The organism is Candidatus Poriferisocius sp. (genome assembly GCF_965219815.1).
GTDB lineage: Bacteria > Actinomycetota > Acidimicrobiia > Acidimicrobiales > Bin134 > Poriferisocius.
On the sequence record NZ_OZ244791.1, the window covers coordinates 3,209,894 to 3,228,014 of the forward strand.

An 18,121-nucleotide genomic window follows, 5' to 3' on the forward strand; every position below is an offset into this window, starting at 1 on the left:
GTCCCCTACATCGACTCGGGGGCGCTTACGCCGAGGGCGCCGAGGCCAACGGCCAAGCCCACCCGGGCGGCGTCGATCAGGACCAGGCGGGCTTGGGTCAGCTCAGGGGCGATGCCGGCGCCCACCACATAGCAGTCGTGATAGAAGCTGTGGACCGCGGCGGCGAAGTCCCTCAGCCAAGCGGTCATGCGATGCGGGGCGCGCTCTTCGGCGGCGGCGGCGATCACCTCGCCCAGCGTGGAGAGCTGTCGCATTATCTCCAGCTCCCGCTCGTGGACCAGCAGGCTCAAGTCCACCTGGTCGATGCTCTGGCGCTCCACCCCATCGGCCTGGGCTCGGGCCGCGATGGAGCACACCCTGGCGTGGGCCATCTGCACATAGAACACAGGGTTTTCCATCACTTGGGCCGCGGCCTTGGCCAGATCAAATGTGGGGGCGGTGTCCATGGATTGGAGCAGGTAGGTGAACCGGGTGGCGTCGGCCCCCACCTCGTCGATCACGTCTCGCAGTTCGATGAGGTCGCCGGTGCGCTTGGACAGCCGCACCTCTTCGCCGTCGCGCTCCAAGCGCACCAGCTGGGTCACCACCACCTCCAAGCTGGCAGGGTCGCAGCCCAGCGCAGCCATGGCCGCCTTCATTCGAGCCACATACCCGTGGTGGTCGGCCCCCCACACGTTGATCAGCAGGCCTTCCTGGCCCGCCCGATCGAGCTTGTCGCGGTGATAGGCGATGTCGGGCAGCAGGTAGGTGTACTCCCCGTCCGACTTGATCAGCACCCGGTCTTTGTCGTCGCCATGGTCGCTGGAGCGCAGCCACAGGGCCCCGTCGGATTCGTGGGAGGCGCCGGCGGCGTCAAGCGCGGCCAGCGTGTCGTCGATAGCCCCGGAGTCCACCAGCGCCTGCTCGCTGAACCAGGTGTCGAACTCCACCGCCATCGAGCCCAGCACGTCCTGTTGATCGGCCAGCGCCCGCTCCCGCCCCCACTGGCGGGCATCGGCATCCGCGGGCATCTCCGCGGCCCAATCGGCGATGTACTGGCCGTTGTAGCCGTCTTCGGGCACGGGGTCACCAGCTCGGAGGGCGGCAAGAGAAGCACCGTAGAGCTCCATCTGCGTGCCTCGGTCGTTGATGTAGAACTCCCTCTGCACATCGTACCCGCACCACTCCAGCAACCGGGCCACCGCATCGCCATAAGCCGCTCCCCGGCCGTGGCCGGCGTGTACCGGCCCGGTGGGGTTGGCGCTCACAAACTCCACGATCACCGTGCGGCCCGCGCCCAAGTTCTGGCGCCCATAGCTGTCGACACCGGTGGCCACCGCGTCGGCGACCACGCTGTGCAGCCAGCTTGGCACCAGCTTGAAGTTGACGAACCCGGGCCCAGCCACGCTCACCTCAGCCACATGCTCAGGCCGGTTTTCCTCCAGCCAGGCGGCCAGCTCCGCTGCTAGCTCTCGAGGATTGCGCCCCGCCCCCTTCGCTATGGCCAGCGCGGCGTTGGACGACCAGTCCCCGTGCTCCCGCCGCGCCGGTCGCTCCAACCCGACCTGGAAGTCGGCAGGCAGGTCGATTCCGACGGCGACGAGCGCGCCGCGCAGGGCATCAGAAAGGGAGGTGCGGATGTCGGCCATGAACTGGCACATGGTACCGATGCCCCGCTGGGTATACTCACCCAGTTACTGCCCACGTAGCTCAGGGGATAGAGCACTTGCCTCCGGAGCAAGGGGTCGCAGGTTCGAATCCTGCCGTGGGCGCTTTTGTGATGTGTCAAGGCATGTGGAAGGGGTGAACCTGCGCGGGGCGGGTTTTTCAGGGTTTGTTTCGGGGTTGGTGGTCGGTGTTGGGGTTGAGGGTGAGGTGTCGGAGGAGTTCTCCGGTTTGGGTGTCGATGACGCGGATGTCGAGGCCGGCTACCTCAACGACCAATCACCCGACCAGTTCGAAACCGCCTACACTGCCGCCAAGACCGGCCAAACAAAAACAGAAAACCAAAACATTCAGCCTGCTGAGGTTCCCCCCTTTTCGTGGAGACATGCTCTATAAGGAGGAGCTATGTCCAGACCGCGAAGAGATTATGACCGGGAGTTCCGTGATGGGGCTGTCCGGATCGTCAAGGAGACCGGCCGGCCGGTGGCCCACGTCGCCCGGGAGCTCGGCGTCAACGAGGGCACGCTCGGGAATTGGGTGCGCCGGGACCGAGACGAGCGCTCGGGCGGGCTGAGCGGCGACGAGCGGGCCGAGCTGGCCCGGCTGCGCCGCCGGGTCGCCGAGCTGGAGATGGAGCGTGATGTGCTCAAACGATCCGTGGTCCTTTGGGTCAACGAGGCGACGCGGTGACCGCAGGGTTCATCGCGGCCCAAAGGACCGACCACGGTGTGCCTCACTCTGTGGCTTGCAGAGCGCTGGGCGTGGCGGAATCCACGTTCTACAAGCACCTCGACCGGCCGCTGACCGATCGGCAGCGGCGTCGCCGGGCGCTGGACGCCGAGGTGAAAAAGGCGTTCGACGAATCGGACGGCACCTACGGGTCGCCCAGGGTGCGCGCCCGGCTGCGACGCGATGGCCTGTCGGTGTCGAAGAAGACGGTGGAGGCCTCGATGGCCCGCCAGGGCCTGTGCGCCCGCCCCAAACGCAAAAAGGGCCTCACCAGCCCCGACAGCTCCCATGCGGCCCCCACAGACCTTCTGGGCCGCGACTTCAGCGCGACAGGGGTCAACCAGAAATGGTGCGGCGACTTCAAACAGGTTCCCACCGCCGAGGGCCCGGTGTTCCTCGCGACCGTCGAGGACCTCTACTCCAGGCGCATGGTCGGCTTCGCCACCTCCGACCGGTACCCGACCGCCGAGCTGGCCAAACAGGCCATCAACACCGCGGTCGCCACCAGAGGCGGCAACGTCAAAGGCGTCATCTTCCACTCGGACAAGGGATCGCAATACACCTCAGAAGCCTTCGCCGCCGCCTGCCGGCGGCTCGGCATCTCACGGTCCACCGGAAGAACCGGCAACGCGCTGGACAACGCGCCGGCCGAGTCGTTCTTCTCCACCCTCCAACACGAGCTCATCTCACGCCGAGCCTGGACCACCAGAGCCCGGGCCCGACGAGAAATCACCCTATGGGTCCACACCTGGTACAACCAGCACCGCCTCCACTCCGCAATCGGAATGACCAGCCCCGTAGAATACGAACAGGCCCACAACCCCGACCCTCAAAAACAAACTCTCCACGATTAGGGGGGAAGCTCATCGTCATCGGCGATGGTGATCGTGGTGGAGCTCGGCGTGCCCAGGTCATAGGCCGCCCCGTCGACCAGCGTCAGCACAATCGTCTCCGCGTCATCATCAACAGCATCGTCGGTGACCGACACCGCGATGGCCGCCGACGACGAGCCCTGGACGAAAGTCACCGACCCGCTCAAACTCGAATAATCCGACCCCGCGACCGCGCTGCCCCCAACCTGATACGACACCGCAAGACCACCCGACGGCGCCGCCGCCGACAAAACCAGCCCAACGCTCACACTCCGAGAACCCGACCCCTCACCACCCGAATAAACAGAAGACCCAAACGACACATCAGGCACCACAACCGGCGGATCATCGTCATCGGCGATGGTGATCGTGGTGGAGCTCGGCGTGCCCAGGTCATAGGCCGCCCCGTCGACCAGCGTCAGCACAATCGTCTCCGCGTCATCATCAACAGCATCGTCGGTGACCGACACCGCGATGGCCGCCGACGACGAGCCCTGGACGAAAGTCACCGACCCGCTCAAACTCGAATAATCCGACCCCGCGACCGCGCTGCCCCCAACCTGATACGACACCGCAAGACCACCCGACGGCGCCGCCGCCGACAAAACCAGCCCAACGCTCACACTCCGAGAACCCGACCCCTCACCACCCGAATAAACAGAAGACCCAAACGACACATCAGGCACCACAACCGGCGGATCATCGTCATCGGCCACCGCGACGGTGGCCGAGCCCTTCGTGGAAGACACCGTGTAACCCGTGCCGCCGTCCACAACAGCCGTCACCGAGCCATCCACCTCATCGGCGCTGTCACCAGTGGTGGACACCGTCAGCGTCCCGCTGCCCGAGGTAGACACCGTCACCTGGCGCGACCCTGTGGACACGCCGTAATCACCGCTCTGGGAGACCGTCACATCCACCGTCAAAGCGCTCGACGGTGCCGGATCGGCAGTCACGGTGAACACAGCATCCCCGCCCTCAACAACCCCGCTGCCCGCCGCGATGCTCACCACCGGCGGCGGCTTGGGGTCGCTGCTCTTGAGGGACTTGTCCCGAACGTCGGTGTATGCAGTCCTTGGACTGCCCCTCGTGTAGCCGCCCGAGTCGCCCGGCAGCGCAATGACCACCGATACTTCACCCATGGTGGCACCCAGGCGGAGAGCGTTGCAGACGTCGCGCAGCGTATTGAACTGCTCAGCGGTCAGACTCGACCAGAGTCCAGAAGCCGGCTTCTCGCTGGGCACATCCGGTAACTCCCCACCCGGACGTTGGCAGGGGACCTGCTTGGGAAGACCACCCTGGCCAGCGCCCTGGACATTGTAGGTGTACACCAGCTCCTGGGTGGGAATGGAAATGGTCTGAGTGGCCTGGTTGGGCTGGAAGGTGACGGACTTATGGCCCTCCCGGCTGTTGCCTACGGCATCATACCTGTCGGCGACGATGTACTTGACCCGGGTTTGCTTGGTTGGCGCCGGATCCATGCGAATCGTGAACGTGGCCGTCTCACGCTCGTAGACGCGCTCAGCATTGGCGGTGACCGTTACCACGGGCACCGTCTGAGCCACCGCGGTGTTTGCCACCACGACGCCTGCCACTGTTGCCATGAGAGCGAGCAGGGCCGCAATCGCCGATGCTCGCCTAGCTGTTAGTCGGGAGTAGCGCTCCACCAGAAACCACCTGTTGCAAGATGCCTATGCTGAAGCCAGACATCAAAAAAAGCCAAACAGGCCCCGGCCAGCACCAAACTCGTGGAACAGGCTCCCCCGCTTACCCAAAAATTAGCTTACCGAACCGAAAAACGCAATTAGGCAATACCGATGCTGGCGGCGACCAGCCGAGCCCTGTCGGCCATTTCGGCCAGCGCATGGGCCAAGTGCGCAGAGCCAACGGTCATCCTCTGGACCGGTGAGGTAACTGTCCGGCCGATCACCAATATGGAAGCCCCTGCGGCGATGGCGCCCTCGGGAGCGGCCACCGAGGCTTGGTCGTCGTTGCTTGAGTCGGGAAGCCGGATGCCGGGCACCACGCGCTTCAGCTCGGGCGCGACGTCTTTGACCACTCCGATATCAGCTGCCGAGCAGATCACGCCGCCACAACCGGCGTCTCGGGCGAGGGCCACCCGCGCTTCGAGCTTTTCTCGGGATCGGTCGGCATCGCTGGTCAGAATGGTCACCCCTAGGACCTGGGCGTTGCCGTCGCTGCCCTCAGCCAGGCCCTCCACTCCGGCCCGCAGCATGTCGGCCCCGCCTACCGTGTGGACGGTCAGCCAGCGGACCCCGGTTCGACCCAGCTTGGCCGCGGCCCGGCCCACTGTGTTGGGGATGTCATGCAGCTTGAGATCGGCGAACACCTCATAGCCTCGATCTATCGCGGCGGTGATCGCGGCGGGACCAGCGGTGGAGAACAGCTCGAATCCAACTTTGGCCACACCCATCCAGGGGTGAACGGCATCGGCCATCAAACAGGCCATATTCAGATCATCCACGTCCAACGCGATGGCCAGGCGGGGGTCGCGCGTCGTCTTACTCATGGGCTGCTCCAATCAACTCGTCCAATCGGCTCACGCCGTGGGCGGCGCACCAGCGGGCCAGTTCCCGCAAGACCTTGGCCGGGGCCCGAGGGTCGGCAAATGTGGCAGTACCCACCTGCACCGCACAGGCGCCGGCCATCATCATCTCCACCGCGTCGGCCCCCGAGGCGATGCCACCCACTCCGACGATGGGCACATCGGGCAGGGCGGCGTACACGTCGAAGACCGATCTCACCGCCACCGGGCCCATGGCCCGCCCCGATACTCCTCCCCCACCAGCGCCCAGCAGGGGCTTGCGGGACTCGGTGTCGATGACCATGCCCAGCAGGGTGTTGATGAGGGTGAGGGCCGAAGCGCCGCCCTCCACTGCGGCGGCAGCAATATCCACCAGATCGCCGGTGGCGCTGAGCTTCGCCCACCGGGGAAGACCGCAGGTGGCAGTGGCGGCCAGCGCGGCCCGGGTCATGGCCGCGGAATGGGAGAACATCCGGCCCCGATCCTCCAGGTTGGGACAGGAGACGTTGACCTCCACTGCCACCACCGCCTCCATCGCCAGGCTGCTGGCCGCCGCCAGCAGGTCGGCGGCTGCCTTGTAGTCGTCGAGGGTTCGCCCCCAGATCGACGCCACTACCCGGGCACCGGTGTCGGCCAGTGCCGGCAGTTCCTCGGCCAGCCACCGGGGCAGGCCGGGGCCTTGTAGGCCCACGCTGTTGATCATCCCCGCAGGAACCGGGTGGACCCGGGGCGGGGGATTGCCCGGCCACCCATAGGGAGCCAGCGACTTCACCACCACCGCGCCCAGCACGGAGTAGTCAAGGTAGCGGGCCAATTCGTTGCCGTGGCCCACCGTGCCCGAGGCGGTCATCACCGGGTTGGACAACCGAACCGAGCCAATGGCGGTTTCCAACGCCGGCTTCGGTTCGCCCCGCCTCATCTAGTCGAGCTCACAGATCGAGAGCCAGCTGATCGCTGGTCACCCCGCGGTGATATTCCTGGAGGGTCCGAACCCGCAGTTGGTGACGGGCCCAGTCGACCATGCCGTCGGCGGCGGCCAACCCGGCCGAAGCGGTGGTCAATAGAGGCACCCGGTTACGACTGGCCGCCCGGCGGATGTGATCGCCATCGGCCCGTGATCCGCGGCCCCTCGGGGTGTTTACCACCAACTGCACCCGCCCGTCGTCGATCAGTTCCACCACGTTGGTGCCCACCTCGCCGACCTTGGCCACCACCTCGGCCACCGGCACACCGGCTTCGGACAGCGCGGCGGCGGTGCCTGAAGTGGCCGCAATGTCCAGGCCAAGGCCGGTGAAGCCTCGGGCCATCTCCACCCCGGCGGCTTTGTCCCGGTCGGCCAACGACATCAACACGGTGCCGTTGGCGGGCAGCGGGGCGCCCGCCGCGATCTGGCTCTTGGCGAAGGCCAATCCCGGACGCAGGTCGATGCCCATCACCTCGCCGGTGGACTTCATCTCCGGGCCGAGAATGGCATCGGCCTCGGGGAACTTGTTGAACGGGAGCACGGCCTCCTTGACCGATATGTGGTCGCCGTTGGCCCGACCTCCCAACAGCCCCTCCTGTCGTAGATCGGCCAGGCTTGAGCCCATCATGACCCGGGTGGCCACCTTCACCAAGGGCACGCCGGTGGCCTTGGCCACAAACGGCACCGTGCGCGACGCCCGGGGATTGGCCTCCAATACGAACACCTGATCGGCCGCCCCGATGCCGAATTGCTTGACCGCGAACTGCACGTTGATGAGCCCCACCACATCCAGCGCGCTGGCGATGTCCTTCACGTGGCGCTCCAGCAGGGCCACGGTGGCCTCGGAGAGGTGGACCGGCGGCAGCATGCAGGCGCTGTCGCCCGAATGCACCCCAGCCTCCTCCACATGCTCCATCACCCCGCCGATGAGCACCTCCCCGTACATGTCCCGGATGGCGTCCACGTCCACTTCGGTGGCGTCTTCCAAGAAGCGGTCGATCAGCACCGGCCGCTCAGCCGACAGCCCTCCCTCCCGGCCCAAAGAGCCGGAAGCGGCCAACTCGGCCATGGCGTCGGCCAGATCATCGTCGGTGTAGACGATGACCATGGCCCGGCCCCCCAGCACATAGGAGGGCCGCACCAGCACGGGGTAGCCGATGCGATCGGCCACCGCCAGGGCCTCATCGGCGGTGGCGGCGGTGCCCCCGGCCGGCTGGGGGATGTCGAGTCGGGCGCACAGGGCATTCCAGCGTTCCCGGTCCTCGGCCAGGTCGATGCTGTCTGGGCTGGTGCCCACCACCAGTCCGTCGGGCAGCACTCCGGCCAGCTTGAGCGGGGTCTGACCTCCGAGCGAGACGACAATCCCGGCAATGCCGGGACCGCCGGCAACTTGCGACGACCGGAGCTCGGCGTCGATCACATTGTGGACGTCCTCTTCGGTGAGGGGCTCGAAATACAGGCGATCGCTGGTGTCGTAGTCGGTGGACACCGTCTCCGGGTTGCAGTTGACCATGATGGTCTCATAGCCAGCCTCCGAGAGCGCGAAGCAGGCGTGGACGCAGCAGTAGTCGAACTCGATTCCCTGGCCGATCCGGTTCGGACCCGACCCCAGAATGATCACCTTGGCCCGATCAGAGGGGGCCACTTCGCCCACGTCCTCATAGGTGGAGTAGTGGTACGGGGTCTCGGCTTCGAACTCGGCCGAGCAGGTGTCCACTGTTTTGAACGTGGCCTCCACGCCGGCGGCGATGCGGGCCTTTCGAACCTCGGCCGCGGGCACATCCCAGAGATAGCCGAGCTGCTCATCGGAGAATCCGAACTGCTTGGCCCGCTTCCACGCTCGGGGGGTCATGGCGTCGAAGCCGCACTCGGCCAACGCGGCCCGCTCCTCGGTGATCTGGAGGATCTGGTCGCAGAACCACGGGTCAACCTTGGTGGCGTCGAACAGCTCTGCCACGGTGAGCCCCCGCCGCAGCAGGGCCTCGAGTTGGAAGATCCGCTCGGGGGTGGGCACCGCGGCGGCGGCCAGCAGCTCCTCGTCGCTGAGGGAGTTGTAGGCGGCCTCAGCCGGATCGGCGTTTAGCCCGTGGCGGCCCAACTCCAGCGAACGCAGCCCCTTTTGCAGCGACTCGGTGAAGGTGCGGGCGATGGACATGACCTCCCCCACCGACTGCATCTGGGTGTTGAGCACTCCCGACACCCCGGAGAACTTCTCGAACGCCCACCGGGGCACCTTGGTCACCACGTAGTCGATGACCGGCTCGAAGCAGGCCGGGGTCTTCTCGGTTATGTCGTTGGGAATCTCGTCGAGGGTGTAACCCACCGCCAGGCGGGCGGCGATCTTGGCGATGGGAAACCCGGTGGCCTTGGAGGCCAGCGCCGATGAGCGCGACACCCTCGGGTTCATCTCGATGATCACGAAATCGCCGTTGTCGGGGTTGACCGCGAACTGGATGTTGGAGCCGCCGGTTTCCACCCCGACCCGGCGGATGCAGGCAAAGGCGGCGTCCCGCAGCGCCTGGTACTCCACATCGGACAGGGTTTGGGCCGGAGCCACGGTGATGGAGTCGCCGGTGTGTACTCCCATGGGATCGAGGTTCTCGATGGTGCACACCACCACGCAGTTGTCGGCCCGGTCGCGCATCACCTCCAGCTCGTACTCCTTCCAGCCGGCGATCGACTGCTCGATGAGGATCTCGCTGATGGGGCTGGCCGCCAGGCCGTGGGCGGCCATGTCCCGGCCCTGCTCGGGAGTGTGAGCAATGCCGGTGCCAGTGCCGCCCAGGATGTAGGCGGGCCGGATGATCACGGGAAGCCCGATGCGCTCCATGACCTCCACCGCCTCGTCCAGGGTGTGGGCGGTGGCCGAGGGGGGCACGGGCAATCCGATGTCGATCATGGCCTGGCGGAACTTGGCCCGGTCCTCAGCGGTGGAGATGGCGGTCTGATCGGCGCCGATCACCTCCACCCCGTACTTGTCCACCACCCCCGACTCGATGAGCTCCATGGCCAGGTTGAGCGCGGTCTGCCCTCCCAGGGTGGGCAGCAGCACGTCGGGCTGCTCCCGCTGGATAATGCCGGTGAGCACCTCGAGGCTGAGAGGCTCCACGTAGGTGGCGTCGGCAAACTCGGGATCGGTCATGATGGTGGCCGGATTGGAGTTGGCCAGGATCACCCGATACCCCTCGTCGCGCAGCACCCGGCAGGCCTGGGTGCCGGAGTAGTCGAACTCGCAGGCCTGGCCGATCACGATGGGACCCGACCCGATCAGCAGAATCGACTCGATGTCGGTTCTTTTAGGCATGGGTCGCCCCTCCGAGCAGCTGGCCCTGGGCTGGGCCTGACTCAGTTGTGTGGAGGCCGTCCATGAGCTCGTCGAATTGGGCGAACAGATAGCGGGAGTCGTGGGGGCCGGGGCCGGCTTCAGGGTGGTACTGCACGCTGAACGCGGGCAGGTCGCGGCAGCGCAGGCCCTCCACGGTGTGGTCGTTGAGGTTGATGTGGGTGATGTCGGCACCGGGTATGGAGCTGTCGGCCACGCAGAAGTTGTGGTTCTGGCTGGTGATCTCCACCGTGCCGGTGGCCAGGTTTCGCACCGGGTGGTTGCCGCCGTGGTGGCCGAAGGGCAGCTTGTAGGTCTCGCCGCCCAATGCCGCGGCCAGAAGCTGGTGACCTAGGCAGATTCCGAAGATCGGTACCTCGCCCAGCAGTCCGGAGATAGTTCCCACCGCGCCTGCTACCGCCTCCGGATCGCCGGGCCCGTTCGACAAGAACACCCCGTCGGGCTGTCGGGCCAAGATGTCGGCCGCAGACGTGCTGGCGGGCACCACCTCAACGTGGGCGATGGTCCGCAGGTGGCGAACGATGGTGGCCTTAAGCCCAAAATCCAGGGCCACCACTCGATGGGGAGGCTTTCCGCCGTCCCTCGTGCTGGTGAAGTGCTCGGACTCCGAGCGGGTGACGGTGGCCACCAAGTCGATGCCGTCGGTGCCGGGCTCGGCTTGCGCCGCGGCTCTCAGGTCGGACTCAGGTGCGGTCCCGAAGGCACCGGGCATGGCCCCGGCATCGCGGATGTGGGTGGTGAGCCGCCGGGTGTCCACCCCGGCGAGGCCGGCGATGCCCTGGTTGACCAAGAAAGCCTCCAGGTCGCCGGTCGAGCGCCAGTTGGAGCGGCGGCGGGCCATGTCCCGCACGATCACGCCCCGGCAGAAAGGTCGGCGGCTCTCGTGATCGGCGGGCGCGACGCCGTAGTTGCCGATGTGGGGGTAGGTGAAGGTGATGATCTGCCCGGCGTAGGAAGGATCGGTGATCACCTCCTGATAGCCGGTGAGCACGGTGTTGAACACCACCTCTCCCGAGGTGATACCGCTGGGCACCTCCGCGCCTATGGCCTCTCCCTCGAACACCTCCCCGTCGCTGAGAACCAGTGCCGCCTCGCGGATCATGGCGTGGCCTCCAAAGCCGATGCCCGCACCAGCCGGGTCATGGCCGCATCTCCTGGTCGACCAGCACCGGGCGACCGCCGACAATGGTGTGGCGAACCCGGCCGCGCACTTGGCGTCCGGCGTAAGGGGTGTTGCGGGAGCGGCTGGCCAGGGCGTCGGGATCGACAGTCCAGGTCTCGTTGGGGTCGAACACGCACAGGTTGGCCGGCCCGCCGGGGGCGATCGGCGCCCCGTGTACTCCCTTCAGACCGGCGATGGCCGCGGGTTGCCAGGTGAGCAGCCCCACCACCTCGGCCAAGGGCAAGTTGAGCTCGGTGAGCGCCAAAGCCAAGGCAGTCTCCAAACCGAGCATTCCCGGTGGCGCCTGGTCGAAGGGCATCTCCTTGGTGTCAGGAGAATGGGGGGCGTGGTCGGTGGCGATGGCATCAACGGCCCCGTCGGACAGGCCCTCGCGCACCGCGTCTCGATCATCTGCCGGGCGCAAGGGCGGGTTGACCTTGAACACCGGATCGTAGGAGGCGCAAGCCTCGTCGGTGAGGGTGAAATGGTGGGTGGCGGCCTCGGCGGTTACCTCCAACCCGGCCTCACGGGCGGCCCGCACCATGGCGATGGAGCCCCGGGTGGACAGGTGTTGGAAGTGGATGGGGGCGCCGGTGAAGCGGCTGAGGGCGATGTCCCGCATGACCATGAGCTCCTCGGCCTCGGCAGGCACACCGGGAATGCCCAGGCGGCTGGACCACTCACCTTCGTGCATGTGGCCCCCCGCGGCCAGGGAATCGACTTCGCAGTGCTGAGCCAGCACCACTCCCAGCCCCGCGGCGTATTCCATGGCCCGGCGCATGAGCCCGGCCTCTTGGACCCCGTTGCCGTCGTCGGTAAACAGCCGCACCCCCAGCGCGGCCATCTCGGCCATGGGGGCCAGTTGCTCGCCTTTGCGGCCAACGGTGATGGCACCTGAGGTGTACACATCGCACGGACCCAGCCGCCCCAGCGCCAGCACCTCCTGGACCACGGCGGCGCAGTCGATGGGCGGGTTGGTGTTGGGCATGGCCACCACCGCGCTGTACCCGCCCCGTACCGCGGCCCAGCTCCCGGTCTCAATGGTCTCGGCCTCCTCGGCGCCGGGCTGGCGCAGATGGGCGTGGATATCCACGAAGCCGGGGGCCACCACGCAGCCCGAAGCGTCCAAGACCTCATCACCAGACAGATCGGGACCGACCGCGACAACCCGCCCGTCTTCCACCACCACATCAGCATTGCGCTCTCCGGTCTGGTCGATGACCACTCCGCCCTTGATCACTGTGCTCATTTGGGTTTGCCTTCGGGGCTCATTGGGGTTTCTCTTCGGTGCTCATCGGGGTATTCCTCCGGGGCTCATGTGCCGGCCCCCTCGGGGCGCAGATCAGGATCGGCGGCCAACAGCAGATAGAGGACGGCCATCCGCACCGCCACGCCGTGACGCACCTGCTCATTGAGGGTGGCATTGGGCTGGTCCAGCACCTCGGGGGCGATCTCCACACCCCGGTTCACCGGGCCAGGGTGCATAACCAGCGCGTCGGGATGCAGACGGGCGGCTCGAGCCACCGTGAGCCCCCACTGGGCGGTGTACTCCCGTAGCGAAGGCAGCAGGGCCTCAGACTGGCGCTCTTTCTGCACTCGCAGCCCGTACACCACGTCGCAGTCGCTGAGCACGGCGTCGAGGCTGAAGCTGATGTCCACCGGCCACGAACCCACCTCCGGAGGCAACAGGGTAGGAGGCGCCACCAGCGTGACCTTCGCCCCCAGCGCGGTGAACGCCATCACGCAGGAGCGGGCCACCCGGGAGTGCTTGATGTCGCCCACGATGACAATGCGCCGACCGGCCACCGATCCCAGCCGATCGCGGATGGTGTAGCAATCGAGCAACGCCTGGGTGGGGTGCTCATGCCAGCCGTCACCCGCGTTGATAACGCTGGCATGGGTCCAGGCCGCGGTCTGCTGGGGCACTCCGGCCGACCGGTGGCGAACGACAATGGCGTCGGGACCCATGGCCGAAACGGTGGCCACGGTGTCGCGCACCGACTCCCCCTTGTTGACCGAAGAGGCCGACACGCTGAAGCCCATGACGTCGGCGGAAAGGCGCCGAGCCGCCACCTCGAACGAGAGCCGGGTCCGAGTGGAGTCCTCATAGAACAGCATGGCCACCGTCTTGCCCCGCAGGGCGGGAACCTTGGGAATGGGCCGCTGCGACACTTCCGTGAAGTGGTCGGCCAGCCGGCACACCTCATCGATGCCCTCAGCACCGAGATCGTTGATCGAGAGAAGGTGCTTCATTTGACAATCTCTCCGAGGTCGATGCCGTCGCGGTGGGCATCCACCATCTCGTCGCGGCGGGTGGGCAGGTTCTTGCCCACGAAGTCGGGGCGGATGGGCAGTTCCCGATGACCTCGGTCCACCATCACCGCCAACTGCACCGTCCGCGGCCTTCCATAGCTGTTCAGCGCGTCGAGCGCGGCCCGGATGGTCCGGCCGGTGTACAGCACGTCGTCGACGATCACTACTGCCTGGCCGTCGAGATTGAACGGAATCTTGGTGGGCGCCTCCGGCAGCAATGGGCGCAAGCCGATGTCGTCGCGGTGGAAGGCCACGTCCAGGGTGCCCAGGGGTGGCTCGACCCCTTCGATCTCATTGAGGACGCTGGCGATGTCTGCGGCCAGCCACACCCCTCCGGTCTGCAAACCCACGAGCACCACGCCTTCGAGGCCGTGATTGCGCTCGATGATCTCGTGGGCCATGCGCCATGTGGCCCGCTTGATGTCCTCGGCTTCCATCACCCGGGTACGGGCAGCGAAAACGCCCCCATAGGGGGGCGTTCGACGGCGCTCGCGTTCAGCCAAACTCGGTTTCCTCCATGTCCGTACGGGCCTCGCCGGACCCACTTCACGGTTGTTCAGGGCACTATACACCCGCCGCCGTTCAGTTCGAGGATCCGAAAGATGTCGTCAGCCACAAGAAGCCCCGGCAAGCTCTAGCAATCACCGGCAGCGTGAACCCACTATCACGCCTACGCGAAACCCAGGGATCACCACTTGCTAAGTGCCAACCCTGCGGCCGCAAGTTATATTTTGGACCACGAAAACGAGCCTCCGCGACGTGATCTGCAAGAAAGTTACATTTTAGGATTGGAAAACGAATCTCACGGATGTAGCCTGCAAAAGAGTTACATTTCAGGCTTGGAAATTGAATCCCGCAAGGAGGTCGGGGCATGGCAATTGGCTTGTTGGGACCTGACCCGCTCGAACAGCAGGTCAGGTATGCGCTGTCCCGATGGGAGCAGGGGGAATCCCCCGACCGGATCGAGACCGCTCAAGTGGACTTCAAAGAAGAGCCGGGACGCCGAGGACCGGGGGGAAAGGTACTGGCGGGCAACCGCGAGAACGAAGTTGCCGCCGGATACCTCGCCGGCGAGATGGCGTGCTTATCCAACACGCCTGGAGGAGGGGCGGTGATCCTGGGAGTCGCCGACGACGGCTTGGCGATCGGTACCCACCTCGACCCGGAATGGCTTCGCCACCGCATCTACCGGCTGACCGATCGGATGCTCACCGTCGTCGTCAAGGTGCTGCGGACGGACCAGACCCGGCTGCTGGTGGTGACCGCTCCCCCGGCTATTGAGCCGATCCGCTACCAGGGGAAGATCCGGTGGCGTGTGGACGACAACTGCGTCGAAGTCGACCCGGCCACATGGCATGACAGGCAGATGCGGCTTAGGAAATTCGACTGGTCGGTTCTGCCCTCTGGCCACACCTTGGGCGACGTTAGCCCGGCAGCGCTGGAGGCGGCCCGCAGCTACCTGCGCGAGGGCGAAAGGGCTGATGCGACTGACCTGGCCCGCGCCAGCGACGAAGACCTGGTCCGGCGGCTCGGCCTGGTCGACGGCCAAGGCCGGCTCACCAACGCGGGCTCCCTGCTCCTCGTGGAGACCCCAGATATAGGCATCGACTACATCCGCCGCGAAGTCCCGGGAGGCGACAGCATCAACCGCTACGGCGGCACCGGCCCCTTGCTGATCCAGATCGCCCGCGTCGAACAACTGTGCCAAGCAGCGAACCGGACTGAGCACGTGGCATCGGGCTTCTCCCACCGGCAGGTGCTCTACCTTCCCTCCCGTGCTGCTCGCGAGGCGATCGTGAACGGCGTCGCCCACCGCGACTGGCACGCTCACCAACCCACGACGGTCGAGCACGTAGGCAATCAGCTGAGCGTCACGTCACCAGGCGGATTCATCGGCGGGGTAACCCCGGAGAACATCATCACCCACCCGCCGGAGCCAAGAAACCGCAGCCTGGCCGAAGCGATGGCGATGCTGCATCTCGCTGAGAGCGAGGGTATAGGCGTGGACCGCATGACCGCGGACATGCTGGTCATAGGCAGACCGCCGCCAGCTTTCTCTGAGATCGAGGGCCCCTATGTCCGCGTCACGCTGTTCGGCGGAGAGCCCGACAGCGCCATGGTCGGCTTCGTCGACGCCATCGAGCCGCAGCCCTCGCGCTCCGACGTCGACCTCTTGTTGATCGTCGAGCACATGATCCGACACGGCTGGGCCGATGCCAACACCGTGGCCACCACCTTGCAGCGCTCCCCGGCAGAGTCAGTGTTCGCGCTGTCGAACGCGATGGCCACCACCAGCAGCGGACACCCGATAATCGCCCTCGTGGAAGGTGTCCCAGCAGACCAACCGCCCGCCTACCGATTGTCGGAGAACAGCCGCAAAGCACTGAGCCAGCGGCTGGTCCACCTCGACACATCCGACAGCCGAGAGGCGCTGATCCTCGACTGGGCGAAAAAGAGAGGAAGGATCTCCTCCACGGAGGCGGCAGACCTCATCCGCCTCTCCAAGCCCTATGTTGGAAGGCTCCTCACCGAACTGGCACGAGATGGGCACCTGACCCAGAGTCGAAAGCAGAGAAAAGGCCGCGGCTTCCACTACCTCCCCACCAGTTTTGCCGAAGAGACCAAAGAACCCTCACGGCCTGCGTGAGACCCCTGGAGTTCCATGGCTTCTCTATCTACGCCTCTAGCCTCTAGCGATAGATGAGCGGACGGCGACTCTCCGTCTACCTGAACGGGGGAAAGGTCGCAGAGGTTGAGCAGCTCCCCCCCACCGCCGGGGCCGTTTCCCGCTTCTGGATACAAGCTAGACAAGATCTTTTCGAAATCCGGCTCCTCGCCGCGAACTCCCCTCAGCTTGTCCTTCCTTGAGTCGGTTCCTGACCCATATGAGGCTCGTGGGTGGGTGGAGCGGCTATTGCCCAGGGATTTTCGGCCTTTGAGCGAATGGGCGACGAGCAACGGAATCGATGGTGGCAGGTGTTCGTGCTGGCGCGGCGGTGCTCGCCCGCCCCCGGCTTGCAATCGGTTTGGACTACCGCGCAGTCGGCATCGTGGTCGATCCAGACCCCGTTGCACTTCCTGAGCGTGTAGTGGCACGGCCCGGTTGCCCCGTGTCGGTGGGATAGGAAGCCGCACGGCTTCGGCGTCGGCTGGGGCATAGGCCTGGGCGGGCAGGCGCGCGCAACAAGAGCGGGAACCGGGAGCCAGTACGGCGCTCAGCGCCGCACCAGCGGCTAGCCCAAGAACAACCGGGGCAGCTCAGCGGCCCGGCGCAGAGCGCGCCCTGACACGTCTAATGATTGGTGGACACGCAAGCACCAGGCCGGTGGATACCAAGATTGCCATTTCCACGATCACGCGGTGGATGTTCAGCAGGCCAGCGAACCACGGGGCCAACACAAAGAGGGTGAGACATACAAAAGCAAGCCCCACGAGCGAGCCCAAGACCCCGGCGGTGCGCTGACTGATTCGCGGGGCGTCCAAGGCTGTATCGTCATCGATGTGTGGTGGGGGGTTTTGTAAAGCCATGCCCCCCACCATACACCTGTAACCGAGCCGGGCCACAGCGCCCCGCGGGGCCTCGGGAGCGCAAAAGGCGCGAGTAAAGGGGGAGCTATAGTGGGGGGCATTAGCTATCAGAACCCCCCACCACAGCGCCCCGATAACACTTCGGCGGTCCACGCCGAAGAACGAAAGGCAGAGCCCCAGATGCCGGGCTGGTGGGCGTGGTTACTCGCGGCTATCGTGATTGCCTTCGCTGTTGCTATTGTGGCTGCGAGAATTTTCTCAGGCCCCCGCGAAATAATCTTCATCGTGTCTATGGTCGTTTATTTCGTGGCGACCAGGGTTATATGCAGGCACGCTTCGATCCTCATACGCAGGCAGGAATCCTAAACCGAACCCTCAACGTGTCTGACCGCAGAGCAAGCCCCACGGATTTCTGAATCCCTAGGGTCAGCGGAAATTCAGCTGGAGAGCGGCCAGCTCAAAAACAACAGGGGGGTGTTGGCGGGGGCGTGGGTTTCGATGGCGGGCGGGACCGGGAAAATCAGGGGCAGGTCAGCGGGCCACCGCTGAGCGCGCCCTAACCCGCTCAATCAAACGCGCTGCCCATCCAATCGAGTACAAGACCAGGTACGGGGGGATGATGGCCGAGCACAGCCGCACTAGTTTGGGGTCAGCGTTGATGCCCGACACATCCACAAACCACGGGGCGAACACGTACCAGCCGAAAATAATCCAGCCCAACATGAGAGTGAGCATGGGCCAGAACACGAACCGTCGCCTCAGCGGGTTTTCGAGGGCTTCCGAGGAGGTATCGTTGTTAGGGTGTGGTGGGGGGTTTTGGTAGATCATGCCCCCCACCATACACCTTGAATCGGGCCGGGCCGCTGCCCACAGCGGGCCTCGGGGGAGCTGAGAGCCACCACAGCGGCCCCAGCGCCGCCGGGATCGAGCGGGCCGGGATCGAGCGGGAACCGGGAGCTAGTACGGCGCTCAGCGCCGCACCAGCAGCTAGACCAAGACCAACCGGGGCAGCTCAGCCAGC

At 65.8% G+C, this 18,121-nt stretch carries 15 protein-coding genes and 1 tRNA gene; 6 read left to right on the forward strand and 10 right to left on the reverse strand.

Annotated elements, in window-relative coordinates; translation table 11 throughout:
• Positions 1-5: 5 nt before the first annotated feature.
• Positions 6-1,628 (reverse strand): arginine--tRNA ligase, encoded by a 1,623-nt coding sequence (gene argS, locus ACOQPI_RS15440; RefSeq protein ID WP_420620507.1) that lies wholly within the window; start codon positions 1,626-1,628, stop codon positions 6-8.
• A 50-nt stretch (positions 1,629-1,678) separates the two neighbouring features.
• Here argS and ACOQPI_RS15445 point away from each other — a divergent pair.
• From ACOQPI_RS15445 to ACOQPI_RS15460, 4 genes are all read left to right on the forward strand, one after another.
• Positions 1,679-1,751: transfer RNA gene (locus ACOQPI_RS15445), tRNA-Arg, on the forward strand.
• Positions 1,752-1,773: 22 nt separating this feature from the next.
• Positions 1,774-2,040 (forward strand): hypothetical protein, encoded by a 267-nt coding sequence (locus tag ACOQPI_RS15450; protein ID WP_420620508.1) that lies wholly within the window; start codon positions 1,774-1,776, stop codon positions 2,038-2,040.
• A 9-nt stretch (positions 2,041-2,049) separates the two neighbouring features.
• Positions 2,050-2,334: a transposase gene (locus ACOQPI_RS15455; protein ID WP_420618060.1), complete on the forward strand. Its 285-nt coding sequence runs from the start codon at positions 2,050-2,052 to the stop codon at positions 2,332-2,334.
• The gene (locus ACOQPI_RS15460) at positions 2,331-3,227 is read left to right on the forward strand and encodes an IS3 family transposase (protein WP_420618059.1); all 897 of its coding nucleotides are present in this window, start codon (positions 2,331-2,333) and stop codon (positions 3,225-3,227) included. Before ACOQPI_RS15455 ends, ACOQPI_RS15460 begins: the two co-directional genes overlap by 4 nt.
• On the opposite strand, the gene ACOQPI_RS15465 is transcribed toward ACOQPI_RS15460, so the two are convergent.
• The 8 genes from ACOQPI_RS15465 to pyrR all read right to left on the reverse strand — a co-directional run bounded on the left by ACOQPI_RS15465 (position 3,224) and on the right by pyrR (position 14,075).
• Positions 3,224-4,849, reverse strand: coding sequence for a Calx-beta domain-containing protein (locus ACOQPI_RS15465; RefSeq protein ID WP_420620509.1), 1,626 nt, complete (start codon positions 4,847-4,849; stop codon positions 3,224-3,226). The genes ACOQPI_RS15460 and ACOQPI_RS15465 overlap by 4 nt on opposite strands.
• Positions 4,850-5,049: 200 nt before the next feature.
• Entirely contained in the window at positions 5,050-5,775 is a 726-nt protein-coding gene (gene pyrF / locus ACOQPI_RS15470; RefSeq protein ID WP_420620510.1) for an orotidine-5'-phosphate decarboxylase, read from the reverse strand.
• Positions 5,768-6,709, reverse strand: a complete 942-nt coding sequence (locus tag ACOQPI_RS15475) for a dihydroorotate dehydrogenase (protein ID WP_420620511.1) — start codon at positions 6,707-6,709, stop codon at positions 5,768-5,770. The genes pyrF and ACOQPI_RS15475 overlap by 8 nt, the downstream gene beginning before the upstream one ends.
• A 10-nt stretch (positions 6,710-6,719) precedes the next feature.
• The gene (gene carB / locus ACOQPI_RS15480) at positions 6,720-10,058 is read right to left on the reverse strand and encodes a carbamoyl-phosphate synthase large subunit (RefSeq protein WP_420620512.1); all 3,339 of its coding nucleotides are present in this window, start codon (positions 10,056-10,058) and stop codon (positions 6,720-6,722) included.
• Positions 10,051-11,199 carry a glutamine-hydrolyzing carbamoyl-phosphate synthase small subunit gene (gene carA / locus ACOQPI_RS15485; RefSeq protein WP_420620513.1) on the reverse strand — a complete coding sequence of 383 codons (1,149 nt, stop codon included), beginning with the start codon at positions 11,197-11,199 and terminating at the stop codon, positions 10,051-10,053. Before carA ends, carB begins: the two co-directional genes overlap by 8 nt.
• Before the next feature lie 37 nt (positions 11,200-11,236).
• A complete protein-coding gene (locus tag ACOQPI_RS15490; RefSeq protein ID WP_420620514.1) occupies positions 11,237-12,508 on the reverse strand; it encodes a dihydroorotase in 1,272 nt (423 codons plus the stop codon).
• Positions 12,509-12,573: 65 nt separating this feature from the next.
• Positions 12,574-13,512, reverse strand: coding sequence for an aspartate carbamoyltransferase catalytic subunit (locus ACOQPI_RS15495; protein WP_419850396.1), 939 nt, complete (start codon positions 13,510-13,512; stop codon positions 12,574-12,576).
• Positions 13,509-14,075: a bifunctional pyr operon transcriptional regulator/uracil phosphoribosyltransferase PyrR gene (gene pyrR, locus ACOQPI_RS15500; RefSeq protein WP_420620515.1), complete on the reverse strand. Its 567-nt coding sequence runs from the start codon at positions 14,073-14,075 to the stop codon at positions 13,509-13,511. Before pyrR ends, ACOQPI_RS15495 begins: the two co-directional genes overlap by 4 nt.
• 368 nt (positions 14,076-14,443) lie before the next feature.
• Here pyrR and ACOQPI_RS15505 point away from each other — a divergent pair, with 368 nt between their 5' ends.
• Together ACOQPI_RS15505 and ACOQPI_RS15510 are read left to right on the forward strand one after the other, a co-directional pair.
• Entirely contained in the window at positions 14,444-16,219 is a 1,776-nt protein-coding gene (locus ACOQPI_RS15505) for an ATP-binding protein (protein ID WP_420620516.1), read from the forward strand.
• Positions 16,220-16,515: 296 nt separating this feature from the next.
• On the forward strand, positions 16,516-16,662 hold the full coding sequence (locus ACOQPI_RS15510; protein WP_420620517.1) for a hypothetical protein: 147 nt from the start codon (positions 16,516-16,518) through the stop codon (positions 16,660-16,662).
• 969 nt (positions 16,663-17,631) lie between these two features.
• Here ACOQPI_RS15510 and ACOQPI_RS15515 read toward each other — a convergent pair.
• A complete protein-coding gene (locus tag ACOQPI_RS15515; RefSeq protein ID WP_420620518.1) occupies positions 17,632-17,928 on the reverse strand; it encodes a hypothetical protein in 297 nt (98 codons plus the stop codon).
• Positions 17,929-18,121 lie beyond the last annotated feature (193 nt).

Coding starts and splice junctions, on each gene's coding strand:
- argS (WP_420620507.1), bottom strand. CDS start 1,628: ATGGCCGACATCCGCACCTCCCTTTCTGATGCCCTGCGCGGCGCGCTC.
- ACOQPI_RS15455 (WP_420618060.1), top strand. CDS start 2,050: ATGTCCAGACCGCGAAGAGATTATGACCGGGAGTTCCGTGATGGGGCT.
- ACOQPI_RS15465 (WP_420620509.1), bottom strand. CDS start 4,849: ATGGCAACAGTGGCAGGCGTCGTGGTGGCAAACACCGCGGTGGCTCAG.
- pyrF (WP_420620510.1), bottom strand. CDS start 5,775: ATGAGTAAGACGACGCGCGACCCCCGCCTGGCCATCGCGTTGGACGTG.
- ACOQPI_RS15475 (WP_420620511.1), bottom strand. CDS start 6,709: ATGAGGCGGGGCGAACCGAAGCCGGCGTTGGAAACCGCCATTGGCTCG.
- carB (WP_420620512.1), bottom strand. CDS start 10,058: ATGCCTAAAAGAACCGACATCGAGTCGATTCTGCTGATCGGGTCGGGT.
- carA (WP_420620513.1), bottom strand. CDS start 11,199: ATGATCCGCGAGGCGGCACTGGTTCTCAGCGACGGGGAGGTGTTCGAG.
- ACOQPI_RS15490 (WP_420620514.1), bottom strand. CDS start 12,508: ATGAGCACAGTGATCAAGGGCGGAGTGGTCATCGACCAGACCGGAGAG.
- ACOQPI_RS15495 (WP_419850396.1), bottom strand. CDS start 13,512: ATGAAGCACCTTCTCTCGATCAACGATCTCGGTGCTGAGGGCATCGAT.
- ACOQPI_RS15505 (WP_420620516.1), top strand. CDS start 14,444: ATGGCAATTGGCTTGTTGGGACCTGACCCGCTCGAACAGCAGGTCAGG.
- ACOQPI_RS15510 (WP_420620517.1), top strand. CDS start 16,516: ATGGGCGACGAGCAACGGAATCGATGGTGGCAGGTGTTCGTGCTGGCG.
- ACOQPI_RS15515 (WP_420620518.1), bottom strand. CDS start 17,928: ATGATCTACCAAAACCCCCCACCACACCCTAACAACGATACCTCCTCG.